Consider the following 14773-nt stretch of genomic DNA (forward strand, 5'->3'; position numbering starts at 1 on the left):
GCCCACCGTTGACCTCCTCCCACGCAGCCGACACCAGCCCGAGCGCCCTGGCCCGCCCGCAGGATCTCGCGGACGACGCGATCGCGCTCGTGCGCCGCTGGCTCGCGGAGGCCGCGGCGATCCCGGCCGACGCCTCGGCCGCGCGCCTCGCGGGCGTGCTGCGCGACCCGAACGGGCTCGACTTCACGGTGGGCTTCGTCGACGGAGTGGTGCGGCCTGAGGACCTGAAGGTGGCGGCGAAGCAGCTGCAGCAGCTCGTGCCCCTGACTCCGAAGTTCTTGCCCGGCGCGCTGCGCGGCGCCATCGGCCTGGGTGGGGCGACTGCTCCCGTGCTGCCCGGCGTCGTCGTCCCGATCGCGCGGCGAGTGCTGCGCCAGATGGTCAGCCACCTGATCGTCGACGCGAGCGATGCCAAGCTCGGCCCGGCCATCGCGAAGATCAAGCGCGATGGCGTCCGGCTGAACGTCAATCTGCTGGGTGAGGCGATCCTGGGCGAGCACGAGGCCGAGCGTCGACTCGCCGGCACCCACACGCTACTGGCCCGCCCCGACGTCGACTACGTCTCGATCAAGGTCTCCTCGACGGTCGCGCCCCACAACCACTGGGCATTTGACGAGGCGGTGGACAAGATCGAGGCCCACCTCGTGCCCCTGTTCGAGCGCGCCAACCAGGCGAGCCCAGCGAAGTTCATCAACCTCGACATGGAGGAGTACAAGGACCTCGACCTCACCCTCGCGGTGTTCACGCGCATCCTGGACCGCCCGGAGTTCCTGGAGCTCGAGGCGGGCATCGTGCTGCAGGCCTACCTGCCCGACGCCCTCGGCGCGATGATGCACCTGCAGGAGTGGTCCGCCGCCCGAGTCGCCCGCGGCGGCGGTGCGATCAAGGTGCGTGTCGTGAAGGGCGCCAACCTCCCCATGGAGCTCGTCGACGCCGCCGTGCACGGCTGGCCCGCCGCGACCTGGGGCACGAAGCAGGACTCGGACACGAGCTACAAGGCCGTGCTCGACTACGCGCTGCACCCCGAGCGGATCGGCAATGTGCGGGTCGGCGTCGCGGGGCACAACCTGTTCGACGTGGCGCTCGCGTGGCGCCTCGCCCAGGCGCGCGGCGTCACCGACGGCATCGAGTTCGAGATGCTGCTTGGCATGGCGACGGGGCAGGCCGAGGCCGTCCGGCGCGAGGTCGGCTCGCTGCTGCTGTACACGCCCGTCGTGCACCCCGCCGAGTTCGACGTCGCGATCGCGTACCTGATCCGCCGACTCGAGGAGGGCGCAAGCCAGGAGAACTTCATGTCGGCGGTGTTCGAGCTCAACGACAGCGCGGCGCTGTTCGAGCGCGAGAAGGATCGCTTCCTCGCCTCCCTCGGGGCACTCGACGCGATGGCCGGCAGCGAGGGCAACCGCCACGCACCGCGCCCCAACCGCGTGCAGGATCGCCGCCACTTCGACGAGGCCGGCGTCGAGCGTCGTGTGAACGCCCGGGCCACCGAGGCGTTGGCCTTCGAGAACACGCCCGACACCGACCCCGACCTGCCCGGCAACCGGCTGTGGGGCCGCGCGATCGTCGGCCGCATGGCGGGCTCGCAGCTCGGATCCGGGACCGTCCTGGGCAGCCGGGTGGAAAGCGCTGAGGCACTCGGCAAGATCATCGAGCGGGGCATCGCGGCGGCCGCGGACTGGCAGGCGTTGGGCGCGGCCGGCCGCGCCGAGATCCTGCACCGCGCCGGCGAACGCCTCGAAGCGCGCCGCGCCGAGCTGCTCGAGGTGATGGGTGCCGAGTGCGGCAAAACCCTCGACCAGGGCGATCCCGAGGTGTCCGAGGCGATCGACTTCGCCCACTACTACGCGGGCCTGGGCCAGCGGGTCGAGCGGGTCGACGGCGCGCGCTTCGAGGCGAAGCGCCTCACCGCCGTCATCCCACCCTGGAACTTCCCCGTCGCGATCTCCGCGGGCGGCACGCTTGCCGCGCTCGCGGCAGGATCCGCCGTGATCCTGAAGCCGGCGACGCAGGCGGCCCGCTCAGGCGCAGTGATGGCGGAGGCGCTCTGGGAGGCGGGCGTGCCCCGCGAGGTGCTGCAGTTCGTGCAGTTCGCTGACCGGGAGCTCGGTTCACTTCTGGTGGGCGACCCGCGGCTGGACCGGTTGATCCTGACCGGCGCGTACGAGACCGCCGAGACGTTCCGTGGGCTGCGGCGAGACCTGCCGCTGCTCGCCGAAACGAGCGGCAAGAACGCGATCATCGTCACCCCGAACGCCGACCTCGACCTTGCGGCGAAGGACGTCGCCCTGTCGGCGTTCGGCCACGCCGGCCAGAAGTGCTCGGCGGCCTCGCTCGTCGTGCTTGTCGGTTCGGCCGCGACCTCGAAGCGGTTCCGCGGTCAGCTGCTGGACGCGGTGCGCTCGCTCAAGGTCGGGACCCCTGAGCAGATCGAGAGCCAGATGGGGCCGGTCATCGCGCCGCCCACGGGCAAGCTGCTGCGCGGGCTCACGACGCTCAGCGCGGGGGAGAGCTGGCTCATTCAGCCCGCCCCGGTCGCGAGTAACAGCCCGCTCGCGGCCGGGCCGGACGGGGAGAGCAAGCTCTGGAGTCCGGGTGTGCGGGACGGCGTCAAGCGCGGCTCCGAGTACCACCTCACCGAGTACTTCGGGCCGATCCTGGGCATCATGACGGCCGAAACGCTCGACGAGGCCATCGACATCGTGAACGAGATCGACTACGGCCTCACCAGCGGCCTGCACTCACTCGATCGCGATGAACTCGACCGCTGGCTGTCGCGCATCGAGGCGGGCAACCTGTACGTCAACCGCGGCATCACCGGCGCGATCGTGCAGCGCCAGCCCTTCGGGGGATGGAAGAAGTCGGCGATCGGCGCGGGGACGAAGGCCGGCGGCCCGAACTACCTGCACGGGCTCGGCGACTGGACGGACGCGCCGATCTCGGCCGCGCCGCGAAGCCCGCGCCCCACCGCGGGACCGCTGCTGTCCGCTGCGGCGCGCGCCGGCGTCGAGGGCGCCGAGCTTGAGTGGCTGCGCGCGGCCCTCGGCTCTGACGCGAACGCCTGGGACGAGGAGTTCGGCACGGCCCGTGACATCTCGGCGCTCGGGGTCGAGCGCAATATCCTGCGGTACCTGCCGGTGCCGGTCACGATTCGCGTCTCCGCCGACGCTCCGCTGCACCACGCGGTGCGCGCGGTGGCGGCAGGCCTTTCGGCTGGCGCCGCGCCGCTCGTGAGCGCGGCATTCCCGCTGCCCCAGCCCGTTGGCGAGGCGCTCGCATCGGCCGGGGTGACGGTCGCGGTGGAGGACGCCGCGGCCTGGGCATCCCGCGCCCGCGCATTGGCAGCCCAGGAGGGTCCGCACGCCGGGGCCCGTGTGCGCGTCGTCGCCGGCGCGGCCCGCGCCTCGGTGGTGGCCGACACCTACGCGGCCACGGGCGGCAAGCCCGACGTCGCGGTGTACGGCGGACCGGTCGTTTCGGCCGGTCGGGTGGAGATGCTGCCCCACCTCCACGAGCAGGCCATCTCGATCACCGCGCATCGCTTCGGCACGCCGAACCGGCTCTCGGAGGGCGTGATCTAGCTCCTCGCCCCGCTCGTTCTGACATCTCGTGAGCGCAATGTGCAGGTTCGCGCGCGCTGAAGCGACACATTGCGCTCACGAGATGGGGTGGACGCTGCAGGGCTGCCCGCCGCTAGCCCCGCGCGAGGCTGCCGAGCGTGGTCGTGATGCGTGACGCCGCGAGCCGCAGGCGCTCGGCGATGGCCTCGTTCGAGAGGCTCAAGCCCACGTAGACGATCGCGATGGCGGCTGCCGGTTCGCCCGTGAGGCGCAGCGGTACGGCAATCGAGGTCAGCCCAGGGATGACCTCGTCCTGGCTGATGGCGTACCCGGCGTCGAGCGGCTTCCTCGAGGGCACCGTGCCCTCGGGGAAAGCCGCACGTTCGGTCGGGGTCAAGATCGACTCGATGGCGTGGCTGGGCGCCCCGAGCCCGATCGGGTGACGGGTGCCCGGGCGCTGCGCGATCGCAGCGTGGGCGCGGTCGGGCTCGGCGCTGAGCAGGGTGAGCACCGAATCGTAGTCGAGCACCGCGACGAACGCCGTCGCGCCGAGTTCGTTCGCGACCCCCGTCAGCTCGGGCCGCGCGGCCTGCTGCAGCGAGCTCGAGACCCCGTGCGCGAGCAGCGCGATCTTCGGCCCGAGGCGGATGAGCCCCGCGGCGTCCCGCAGCACGAAGCGATGATCTTCGAGGGTGCGCAGGATCCGGTAGGCGTTCGATCGGTGCAGCCCGAGGCCCGCGGCGAGGTCCGCGATGGACATCGGGGAGCCGGCGTCGGCGAGGATCTCGAGCGCCTCGAGCCCGCGGGAGAGCGTCTGTGAGCGGGATCCGTCGACCGCCGCGCGCGCGGGCGCGGGGGATTCGGGGGTGGCGACCATGCGCCTATTCTCGCGCACGCTTGAAACCGTGCCCGCCTGCCGCGCCGGGGGAACGGCGCCGCAGGCCGGCCGACTCAGTCCGTGGCCTGGATCGCGTGCCGAAGGGCCGCCACGAGATGCTTCATGGCCGCGGACGGCGCCGTCGCCACGGAGGGGCGCGGGGTCGCGAGCAGGATCGTGCGCGTGAACGAGGGGTCGTCGATCGGCACGAACGAGATTCCCGAGTGGTGGGTCCGCATCGCGAGCTGCGGCACCAGGCCGATGACCACGCCTGCGGCGATCATGCCCAGCATGACCTGGAAGTCGTCGGTGCGGATGACGGGCTTGATGCGGTGCCCGGCCGCCGCGAAGGCGTCGGTGATGACGCGGTCGATCGGGTCGTCGTTCGCGGCGCCCAGCAGCCAGGGTTCGTCGTACAGGCTGAGCAGCGTGGCGCGGTCGAGGCTCGACCGCCCCGCGAGGGGGTGGGAAGCGGGGAGCGCCAGGTGCATCGGGTCGCGCATCACCTCGACGGTGTGGACGTCCGCTCGGAGCGAGAGGCGGTGGCCGGGGATGGAGTACACGAGGGCCGCGTCCACCTCGCGCTGGTTCACGGCGTTGACCAGCGGGCCGAGCTCGTTGAGCACAGTGTCCACTTTGATATCGACGCTCGAGAGCCGCGCCACGGTCGCCGGCAGCAGCATGGCGGCGGCCGTGGGGAACATGCCGACGCGCAGACGCACCCGCCCCATCTGGGTGAGTTCGCGTGCATCGGACAGGGCGAGACTCGCAAGCGTCAGGATCTCGCCGCCGCGTTCGAGCAGCAGCTGTCCGACCGCCGTCAGCTTGGTTCCTCGGGGGCCGCGCACCGTTGTCGGCTCGCCGACGAGGCGGTCGAGGTTATGCAGGTGATAGTCGAGGGTCGGGTGGCTCCACCCGAGCAGCTTCGCGGCGCGCGCCACCGAGCCCTCCTGCGCGACGGCGCGCAGCGCCTCGAGCTGGCGGAGATCGATCATGCGGTGCCTTTCTGACATGTGGGGCAAGCTTCATATTCTATCTGAAGCTGGATTGGAGGTTTCGGGGATAGTGCAATTCCGATCCGCGGCGCAGAATAAGGCGTTCGACTCAGTGTGTAACCCGAAGAGCAGGTGCGAAGATGACCGCAAATACGTCAATGGACGAGCAGACCACGCTCGCTCTCTCGCCCCGGGCCACCCTGGACTCTTGGCGCCCAGGTGCGGGCCCCGTCCCCGAGCGCCACCTCCGCGCGCCCTACGCCGACGCGCTCGCTCGCCACGCCTCAATCGCGCCCCTGCACTTGATGGTCCCCGGGCACGGCTGCGTCACCGACGAGATGAGCGCCCTCCTGCACGACTTCGTCGGCGAGCGCGCCGCCCTTCGCGACATCCCGCCGATGATCGACGGCATCGACATGGCGGGCGACGAGCCCCTCGCCGAGGCGTCGCACCTGGCCGCGGAGGCCTGGGGCGCGAAGCGCGCCTGGTTCCTGTCGAACGGCGCCTCGCAGGCCAACCGCACGGCGGCGATCGCGGTGCGCGGCCTCGGCGACCGCATCCTCGCCCAGCGCAGCGCCCACTCGAGCTTCAGCGACGGGATCCTGGCCGCGGGCCTCACCCCCTCATTCGTCCTGCCGACCGTCGACGGGGTGCACGGCATTTCGCACAACGTCTCGCCCGAGATGCTGGCCGCGGCGCTGAATACCGCAGCGCTCGCGGGCGAGACCCCCGCCGCCGTGTACGTCGTCTCGCCCAGCTACTTCGGCTCCGTCGCCGACGTTCGCGGGCTTGCCGACGTCGCGCACTCCCACGACATTCCGCTCATCGTCGACGGCGCGTGGGGGCCGCACTTCGGCTTCCACGAGGCGCTGCCCGAGTCGCCGGCCCGGCTCGGCGCCGACCTCGTCGTCTCGAGCACGCACAAGCTTGCCGGCTCGCTCACCCAGTCCGCGCTGCTCCTGCTCGGACACGGAGCCTATGCCGACGCCCTCGAGCCGCTGATCGAGCGGGCATTCACCATGACCTCGTCGACCTCGGCGAGCTCGCTGCTGCGCGGCTCGATCGATGTCGCCCGCCTCGCGCTCGTGACCGGGCACGCCCGCATTGGCGCCTCGATCGAGGTGGCGGAGCGCTTCCGCGCGCTGCTGCGTGCCGACGACCGCTTCGGCGTGGTCAGCGACCACTTCCTCGAGCTGCCCGACACGGTCGAGGTCGACCCGCTGCGGGTGCCCATCGACTTGAGCGCGGCCGGGGTGAGCGGACACTGGATGCGCGACCGCCTCATCGCGCAGCACGACATCTACTTCGAGATGGCGACCGCGACGACGCTCGTCGCCGTGATCGGCGCCGGGAAGGCCCCGGACGTCGCGCGAGTGCTCTCCGCGCTGGGCGACGTCGTCGACTCGCCCGCCGCCGCCGCTGAGCGCCTCCGTCATGCGGCGGACGTCGCGTTCCCTCCGCTTCCGGCGCCGGGCGCGCTTCGCATGCTGCCGCGCGACGCGTTCTTCGCGGCGACCGATCTCGTGCCCGCGGCTCTCGCGATCGGCCGGGTCAGCGCCGACACCCTCGCGGCGTACCCGCCGGGCATCCCGAACCTGATGCCGGGCGAGGAGATCACGGCCGAGGCCGTCGCCTTCCTCACCGCGGTGGCCGCCTCGCCCTCAGGCTACGTGCGCGGCGCCTTCGACCCCGAGGTGTCGAAGCTCCGCGTCGTGCGCGGATAGCGCCGCCCGCCCCACAGATTTTCCCCCTTTCACAACAACGAAGTTTGGAGAAACCGCATGACAACCGTGCGCGAGCAGCTGTTCCGAGTAAAACCGGTACCGAAAGAACTCAGCGAGTCCGAATCCGGTCTGAAGCGGTCCATCGGCCTGTTCCAGCTCACCCTCATCGGTGTGGGTGGCACGATCGGCACCGGCATCTTCTTCATCCTCTCCGAGGCGGTGCCGATCGCGGGCCCCGCGGTGATCTGGTCGTTCGTGATCGCCGGCATCGTCGCCGGGCTCTCGGTGCTCTGCTACGCCGAGCTCGCCAGTAGCGTCCCGGTCTCGGGCTCGTCCTACTCCTATGCGTACAGCACGCTCGGCGAGATGCCGGCCATGGCGGTCGCCGCCTGTCTGCTGCTCGAGTACGGCGTCTCGACCGCGGCTGTCGCGGTGGGCTGGTCGCAGTACGTGAACCAGCTCATCAACAACCTCTTCGGGTTCGAGCTGCCCCACGCGCTCTCCTACGCGCCCGAAGAGGGAGGCATCATCAACCTCCCCGCGATCCTGCTGATCGCCATGTGCGCGATCCTGCTGATTCGCGGCACCACCGAGTCGGCCGTCACGAACACCATCATGGTGCTCATCAAAGTTTCCGTGCTGTTCTTCTTCGCGGCGATCGCCTTCACCGGCTGGCAGGTCGACAACTTCGCGAACTTCGCCCCACTCGGCTTCGCCGGCGTGATGGCAGGATCCGGCATCATCTTCTTCTCGTTTGTCGGGCTCGACGCCGTGGCCACCGCGGGCGACGAAGCGAAGAACCCCCGCCGCAACCTGCCGATCGCGCTCATCTCGGCCCTCGTCATCGTGATCGTCGTCTACGTCATCGTCGCCATGGCGGCGCTGGGCGCGCAGCCGAGCGCGGACTTCGAGGGCCAGTCGGCCGGGCTCTCCGTGATCCTGGAAAACCTGCTCGGGGCCAGCTGGCCCGGCACCGTCGTCGCCGCGGGCGCCGTGATCTCGATCTTCTCGGTCACGCTCGTGGTGCTTTACGGCCAGACCCGCATCTTGTTTGCGATGTCGCGTGACGGCATGGCGCCGAAGATCTTCCAGAAGGTCAACCCGCGCACCATGACCCCGGTCGCGAACACGGTCATCGTCTCCGCGATCGTCGCGGTGCTCGCCGGCGTGCTCCCGATCAACTTCCTCGCGGAGATGACGAGCATCGGCACCCTCGCCGCGTTCCTCGTGGTCTCGATCGCCGTTATGGTGCTGCGCAGGCGCGAGCCGAACCTCGAGCGCAAGTTCCGCGTTCCGTTCTACCCGGTCGTGCCGATCCTGTCGATTCTCGGCTGCCTCTGGATCATCAAGGATCTCCGCCCCATCACCATCATCGTGTTCGCCATCTGGACCGCGCTCGTGCTCGTCTGGTACTTCTTCACCGGGCGCAAGAACTCGACGCTGGGCAAGCAGCTCGAACAGGATCGTGCCGTCGAGGCGCTCCGCGCATCCAACCACTCCACCAACGAAGGGTCATCACTGTGAGCATCGTCGTAGGCGTCGCGCCCGGTCACTCGACCGAGGCCGCCGTGCACCTGGGTGTGCTGCTCGCACGCTCGTACCGCGAAGACCTCGTGATCGCCTCGGTGATCGCGCAGTCCTGGCCGCCGTCGCGCCAGTCGAAGGACCCGGCGTACCAGCAGGCGCTGCGCGAGCGGGCTGAAGCGGCGATCGCCGCGGCACGGGCCGTCGTGCCGGAGGACATCGTCGTGACCGAGGTAGTGGCGAACGCGTCCTCGGCGCGCAAGGGCCTCCTGCAGGTGAGCGAGGAGCACCACGCGGTGCGGCTCGTCGTCGGAGCCTCCCGCGACGCCGAGCACGGTCAGCTCACCCTCGGCTCGATCTCGCAGGGCCTGTTGCAGAGCGCGCACCTGCCGGTTGCGATTGCCCCGCACGGGTTCACGATCGCGGCGCACGACCGCCTCAGCAGGATCACCGCGGCCTACAGCGGCTCGGAGACGTCAGGGGAGCTGATCCTCGGGGCCGCGGCCATCGCGGCAGACGCCGGCGTCGGGATCCGGATCGCGTCGTTCGCGATGCGGCCGCAGGCGATCACGACCGCCGCGATCGGCCTCGACATTCAGGACGAGGTGATCGAGGAGTGGGAGAGTGTGATCCGCGCCCACACCGACGAGCTGCTCGGCGCGATCGCTGACCTGTCGCGCCAGCCCGTGGCCGCCGAGGTCTCCGTCGGCGTCGGCGGCACCTGGGGCGAGGCCATGCGCAGCATCGAGTGGCTCGAGAACGAGGTGCTGCTCGTCGGTTCAAGCAGCCTCGGCGCGCTCGCGCGCGTCTCGCTCGGCTCGCACGCGACAAAGATCCTCCGCCACAGCCCGGTGCCGGTCGTCGTCGTGCCGCGCAAGGCGACCGAGGCGTACGCCGCCCAGGTCGATACGCTGTCAAGCAACCAGTAATCCGGGCGGCAGCCAGGCTGCCGTCGTCCGTCACCACCCACCACACCGTAAGGAATTCAGGCATGTCGATCGATTCTCACTCGCCCAAGCACGCGCAGTCGGCCCCCCATGTGGAGGGCACTCGCCTGGACGAGCTGTGGTCGATCCTGCCGGAGGAGTCGTCGGTGACGGATGACGGCGTGCTCGCGATCGGCGGGGTGCCGGTGACCGATCTCGCCGAGCAGTACGGCACCCCGCTGTACGTATACGACGAGGTCGGCATGCGCCGCCAGATCCGGCGCTTCATCGACGGGCTGGCCGCGCGCTGGCCGAACGCCGAGGTGCTGTTCGCCTCGAAGTCGTTCCCCGCCGTCGGCATGTACCGCTTGGCCTTCGAAGAGGGGCTCTCGGTGGACATCGCCGGTGGCGGCGAGCTGCAGCTGGCGCTGGCCGCCGGGGTGGACCCGGCGAAGCTGCACTTCCACGGCAACGCGAAGACCGACGCGGAACTCGTGATGGCGCTGGATGCGGGCGTCGACACGATCATCGTCGACAACGAGGACGAGCTGGACCGCCTCGAGCGCCTGCTCACGCGGCCGCAGAACCTCCTGCTCCGCGTCATCCCCGGCGTCGAGGCGCACACCCACGCCTCACAGGCGACCGGCGGCAACGACTCGAAGTTCGGCCTGCCGATGGACCAGGCGATGCGCGCGATCGAGCGCATGCGGGCGCACCCGCTCATGAACTTCGAGGGCGTGCACCTGCACATCGGCTCGCAGATCCTCGAGGTCGAGCAGTTCGCCGAGGCAGTGACGAAGATCGCATCTGCCGGCGAGTTCGGCACGTACGACGTGGGCGGAGGGCTCGGGGTGAAGTACACCTACACGGACGACGCTCCGAGCGTCGAGTCCTACCTCGACGCGATCGTCGCGGCCGCGAAGGCGCACCTGCCGGAGGGCGTGCGCATCATGATCGAGCCGGGGCGCTCGATTGTCGCCCGCGCGGGCGTCAGCCTGTATCGCGTCACCACGGTCAAGCGCACGGGGCACGTCTTCGTTGCGGTCGACGGGGGACTGGCCGACCAGATGGACGCGGCCCTCACCGGGCAGCGCTTCGAGGCCGTGCTCGGCAACCGGGTGCTCGAGCCGTGGGACGAGACGGTGCAGCTCGTTGGGCGCCAGTGCGAGTCGGGCGACCTCCTGATCGACAAGGCCCCGCTGCCGGCCGCCCGCGTCGGCGATATCGCCGTCGTCGCGACGACCGGCGCCTACGGCTACACGCTCGCGAACAATTACAACGGCGCGCTCAAGCCTGCCGTCGTGTTTGTCGGTGACGGTGAGAGCCGCCTCGTGGTGCGCCGCGAGACGTACGCCGAGTTGCTCGCGACGCACGCCCCCTCGATGCCGTAAATCGTGTTCAGACAGTGTGGCCCGCGCCGGTTGGTGCGGGCCACACTGCGTCTGGCGGCGTGCGTCCGGGCTACGCGATCCGCGTCCCGCGCGTGAGCGTTCTCGCTGGGGTGCGCACCCGGCGCTCGCCCGCGACGAGCAACGCGCCCGCGAGCAGCAGCTCGATGCCGAGGCCGATCCACCAGACCGGGACGGTGCCCGCGAGCGGGTCGGTCGTGTCCTCGCCGAGTGGGCCGTACGGCCCGCCTATCCCGCCGGGGGTGCAGTGGTCGCGGAACGCGGCGGCATCGGCCGGGTCGCTCAACTGGAGCGAGCGCACGCCGACTGAAATGATTCCAAACAGGTCGGCCGGCCCGCCCCACTCGTCGAGGTGAGCGGGCACCGAATCGGCGACAACGACGTACGGGTTTGCGGCCAGCAACCACCAGAGCTTGTCGCTCGGGACAACCGGCACCGGATACGTTTCTGTCTCACACTGAAGCGGCACCGTCTCGGCGCAGGCGTCGTAGTCGTCGCTGTCGTCGCCGGCTTCGTTCTGACACGCGAGCAGCTCGTCCCAGTACTCGCTCGTTGGTTGACGCGTCTCGACATCGTGGTAACTCGTGCCGATGGACAGGCCCAACACAAACGCGATGAGCGTGCCCACCGAGAAGGCGGCGACGACGAGGTACCCGACGACGATCGAGAACAGCGGTGAGGTGATCAGCGCGGAGAGCCCGACACCGATGGCCGTGAAGACGCCGATCTGGAGCGCGAGGGCGAGGGTCGCGAGCACGAGCGTGCTGAACTGCCATTTCCCGAGCGCCAGGCTGAACAGCACGAACGGCAGGGCGACGACGAGGAAGGCGATCCCCGTTGCCCAGGCGGCGAGCACCTTGCCGAGCACGATCGACCACGAGTGCACGAGCGTCACTTGCGTGGTGGCGAGGGTCGCCCCGGCGCGTTCGGAGTTAATGGCGTTCGCCGAGATCGCGGGCGCGACGAGCGTGCCAAACAGCAGCACGAAGTAGACGATCAAGGAGAAGAGCGGGAACGCGTCGGCCTCGCCGCCGTACGCCGCCGCGCTCGTCGCGATCCCCGCCCAGGCGAGCAGCGTGACGGCACCGATGACCGCGAACCAGACGATCGCGAGCACCAGGAGGGTGCGCGAGCGCAGCCGCTGCGTGAGCTCCAGTCTCGCGATCAGCGCGGTTCCCCGCAGGATCCCGGGGCCAACCATCGTCTCAGTCATCGTGCGCCCCCGTGCTCGTCGCTTCGTTGTGCATCGCGTTGCCCGTCTCGCCAACCCGGGTCTTGCAGCCTGACGAATGCCTGCTCAAGCCGGCCAGAGGCCGGGCCGAACTCGATGACCTGTGCGCCGACGGCCGCGAGCCGGGCGAGCAGGTCGGCCGCCGCCGCCTCGTCGGCCGCCTCGACGATCGTGCTGCGCTCACCGCCGAGGCCGACGGTCGTGGTGCCGCTGACCCCGAGCGCGGTGAGGGCGATCCCCAATCGCTCAGGATCGATCCCGCGGATCCGCCAGGCGGTTGCTGGGCGCAGCGCCGCGCTCACCGCCTGTGGGGTCTCGGTCGTCCCGTCGCGCAGGAAGACGACCTCGGTGGCCAGCTGCTCGAGCTCATCGAGCACGTGGCTGGTGATGAGGACGGCGACGCCGGACGCGGCGAGCTCGGAGAGGGCCTGGCGTTGGGCGACGCGGGCTTCGGGGTCGAGGCCCGAGGCAGGCTCGTCGAGCAGCAACACCCGGGGCTCGTGCACGAGCGCGCGGGCAAGGCTCAGGCGCTGCTTCTGGCCGCGCGAGAGCACCTGCGTGCGCTGGCTCGCGAGGCGGTCGAGCCCGGTCGCCGCGAGCAGGGTCGTCACGCGTGAGGTCGCGGCCGGGCCGCGCAGGCCGTACATTGCCGCGACCGCCTGCAGGGCCTCGCGCACGGTCAGGGTCTCCCAGACGCCGAGCGTGTCGGGCATCCAGCCGAGCGCCGCGCGGGCGAGACGGGTGTCCCCGAGTGCGTCGTGCCCGCCGATCCTGATGGAACCGGAGTCTGGCTGCAAGAGCGTCGCGAGCATCAGCATGAGGGTCGTCTTGCCGCTGCCGTTCGGGCCGATGAGCGCGGTGACGCCGCCCGGCGGCACGCTCAGGCTTGCGTCCTGCACCGCCTGCACCTTGCCGAACGCCCGCGAGACCCCGGTGACCTGGATCGCATATTCCGTCTCTGCCATCATGCGGTCAGCCTACGGGGCATACGCAAACGGCGCCCGACCCCACGAGGGGATCGGGCGCCGTCTCACGTCAGTGAGGGCGAGAGCCTAGGAAGCGAAGCGGAAGAGCTTCTTGTTCGCGAACTCCTCCATGCCACCCTTGCCGAGCTCGCGGCCGTAGCCCGACTTCTTGACGCCACCGAAGGGCACGTCAGCGCCCTCGAGGCCGGCGGCGCCGATGAAGACCATGCCGACGTCGAGCTGGTTGCCGATACGCTCTGCGCGCTCGCGATCGTCGCAGATCACGACGGAACCGAGGCCGTAGGGCGAGGAGTTGGCGAGGTCAATCGCCTCTTCGTCGCTCGATACCTTGTACAGCTGCGCGACGGGACCGAAGAGCTCCTGGCTGTAGACGTCCATCGACGGCGTGATGTCCGTGATGATGGTCGGCGTGTAGACGTTGCCCTCGGGCGTGTTGTTGCCTGCGAGGACGGTCGCGCCCTGGTCGAGCGCGCTCTGCACCTGGGCGGTGAGGCCCTCGGTCGCCTTGTCCGAGGACATGGGACCGAAGTCGCCGTTCTCGAGCGACTGGCCAGCGATGGCCGCCTGGAACTTCGCCGCGAACTCGTCGTAGTACTTGTCGAGGACGACGATGCGCTTGGAGCCGTTGCAGGCCTGGCCCGTGTTCTCCATGCGGCCGCCGACGGCGTGCTCGACGGCGAAGTCGATGTTGTCGGTGTCGAGGACGAGGAAGACGTCCGAGCCACCGAGCTCAAGCACGGCCTTCTTGAGGTTGCGGCCGGCCTGCTCGCCGATGATCGCGCCGGCACGCTCGGAACCGGTGAGCGAGACGCCCTGCACGCGGTCGTCCGCGATCATCGTCGAGATCTGGTCGTGGGTGGCGTACACGTTGACGTACGCGCCCTTGGGGAAGCCCGCCTCGAGGAACAGCGACTCGAGGGCCGCGGCCGACTCGGGGCACTGCTCGGCGTGCTTGAGGACCACCGTGTTGCCGAGGATCAGGTTCGGCACCGCGAAGCGTGCGACCTGGTAGTAGGGGTAGTTCCACGGCATGATGCCGAGGATGACGCCGATGCCCTGCTTGCGGATGAAGGTGCGCAGGCCGTCCTCGACCTCGAGCTCCTCGTCGGCGAGCCACTTCTCGGCGTTCTTCGCGAACGCCTCGGCGATCGCACCCGAGAACTCAGCCTCGCCGATTGCCTGGTCGAGGGGCTTGCCCATCTCACGGTTGATGATGGCGCCGAGCTCGTCCTTGCGCTCGACCATCAGATCAGCGAACTTCTGCGCGAGCGCTGCGCGCTCTGCGACGGTGGTGTTGCGTGACCACTCGCGGTACGTGCTCTGGGCGGAGGCGAGCGCCTGCTCGATGTCTGCAGCGGTAGCGTCGGGATACTCCGTGACGGTCTCGCCGGTTGCCGGATTGATGACGGCGTACTTACCCATGGATCACTCCTTGTAAACTTCTCTGTCTTGGGACGATGCCAGTTTGGCACACCCCACTCCCATTAACTATACCGGCGAGACGGTTTTCCAGCCGGGGCTCAGCGCCCGCGTTTCGGGCC

10 protein-coding genes are annotated in these 14773 nt (G+C 70.0%); 5 read left to right on the top strand and 5 right to left on the bottom strand.

The genetic code is table 11. The features are described 5' to 3' along the window. The first annotated feature begins 8 nt into the window (after positions 1–8). The gene (locus tag JW030_RS03720; protein ID WP_241095541.1) at positions 9–3581 is read left to right on the top strand and encodes a bifunctional proline dehydrogenase/L-glutamate gamma-semialdehyde dehydrogenase; all 3573 of its coding nucleotides are present in this window, start codon (positions 9–11) and stop codon (positions 3579–3581) included. A gap of 112 nt (positions 3582–3693) precedes the next feature. Here JW030_RS03720 and JW030_RS03725 read toward each other — a convergent pair whose 3' ends face one another. Further along, the gene (locus tag JW030_RS03725) at positions 3694–4437 is read right to left on the bottom strand and encodes an IclR family transcriptional regulator (protein WP_188044651.1); all 744 of its coding nucleotides are present in this window, start codon (positions 4435–4437) and stop codon (positions 3694–3696) included. A gap of 74 nt (positions 4438–4511) precedes the next feature. Beyond that, entirely contained in the window at positions 4512–5432 is a 921-nt protein-coding gene (locus JW030_RS03730) for a LysR family transcriptional regulator (RefSeq protein WP_188044650.1), read from the bottom strand. A gap of 140 nt (positions 5433–5572) precedes the next feature. Between JW030_RS03730 and JW030_RS03735 the strand changes: the two genes are divergently transcribed. The 4 genes from JW030_RS03735 to lysA all read left to right on the top strand — a co-directional run bounded on the left by JW030_RS03735 (position 5573) and on the right by lysA (position 10997). Continuing rightward, entirely contained in the window at positions 5573–7156 is a 1584-nt protein-coding gene (locus JW030_RS03735) for an aminotransferase class I/II-fold pyridoxal phosphate-dependent enzyme (protein WP_241095542.1), read from the top strand. Between the two features lie 57 nt (positions 7157–7213). After that, on the top strand, positions 7214–8680 hold the full coding sequence (locus JW030_RS03740) for an amino acid permease (protein ID WP_188044649.1): 1467 nt from the start codon (positions 7214–7216) through the stop codon (positions 8678–8680). Beyond that, positions 8677–9609: a universal stress protein gene (locus tag JW030_RS03745; protein WP_188044648.1), complete on the top strand. Its 933-nt coding sequence runs from the start codon at positions 8677–8679 to the stop codon at positions 9607–9609. The genes JW030_RS03740 and JW030_RS03745 overlap by 4 nt, the downstream gene beginning before the upstream one ends. Before the next feature lie 62 nt (positions 9610–9671). Then, positions 9672–10997, top strand: coding sequence for a diaminopimelate decarboxylase (gene lysA, locus JW030_RS03750; protein WP_188044647.1), 1326 nt, complete (start codon positions 9672–9674; stop codon positions 10995–10997). A 70-nt stretch (positions 10998–11067) separates the two neighbouring features. Here the strand turns inward: lysA and JW030_RS03755 are convergent, their stop codons facing one another. The 3 genes from JW030_RS03755 to JW030_RS03765 form a co-directional block, all read right to left on the bottom strand. Continuing rightward, positions 11068–12228 (bottom strand): ABC transporter permease, encoded by a 1161-nt coding sequence (locus tag JW030_RS03755; RefSeq protein WP_188044646.1) that lies wholly within the window; start codon positions 12226–12228, stop codon positions 11068–11070. Continuing rightward, positions 12225–13214, bottom strand: coding sequence for an ABC transporter ATP-binding protein (locus tag JW030_RS03760; RefSeq protein ID WP_241095543.1), 990 nt, complete (start codon positions 13212–13214; stop codon positions 12225–12227). The genes JW030_RS03755 and JW030_RS03760 overlap by 4 nt, the downstream gene beginning before the upstream one ends. Before the next feature lie 84 nt (positions 13215–13298). After that, complete coding sequence (locus JW030_RS03765; protein WP_188044645.1) at positions 13299–14654, bottom strand: NAD-dependent succinate-semialdehyde dehydrogenase; 1356 nt, start codon at positions 14652–14654, stop codon at positions 13299–13301. Positions 14655–14773: the final 119 nt, after the last annotated feature.

This window comes from Leucobacter sp. CX169, assembly GCF_017161405.1.
GTDB lineage: Bacteria > Actinomycetota > Actinomycetes > Actinomycetales > Microbacteriaceae > Cx-87.

Coding starts and splice junctions, on each gene's coding strand:
- JW030_RS03725 (WP_188044651.1), bottom strand. CDS start 4,437: ATGGTCGCCACCCCCGAATCCCCCGCGCCCGCGCGCGCGGCGGTCGAC.
- JW030_RS03730 (WP_188044650.1), bottom strand. CDS start 5,432: ATGATCGATCTCCGCCAGCTCGAGGCGCTGCGCGCCGTCGCGCAGGAG.
- JW030_RS03735 (WP_241095542.1), top strand. CDS start 5,573: ATGACCGCAAATACGTCAATGGACGAGCAGACCACGCTCGCTCTCTCG.
- JW030_RS03740 (WP_188044649.1), top strand. CDS start 7,214: ATGACAACCGTGCGCGAGCAGCTGTTCCGAGTAAAACCGGTACCGAAA.
- lysA (WP_188044647.1), top strand. CDS start 9,672: ATGTCGATCGATTCTCACTCGCCCAAGCACGCGCAGTCGGCCCCCCAT.
- JW030_RS03755 (WP_188044646.1), bottom strand. CDS start 12,228: ATGACTGAGACGATGGTTGGCCCCGGGATCCTGCGGGGAACCGCGCTG.
- JW030_RS03760 (WP_241095543.1), bottom strand. CDS start 13,214: ATGATGGCAGAGACGGAATATGCGATCCAGGTCACCGGGGTCTCGCGG.
- JW030_RS03765 (WP_188044645.1), bottom strand. CDS start 14,654: ATGGGTAAGTACGCCGTCATCAATCCGGCAACCGGCGAGACCGTCACG.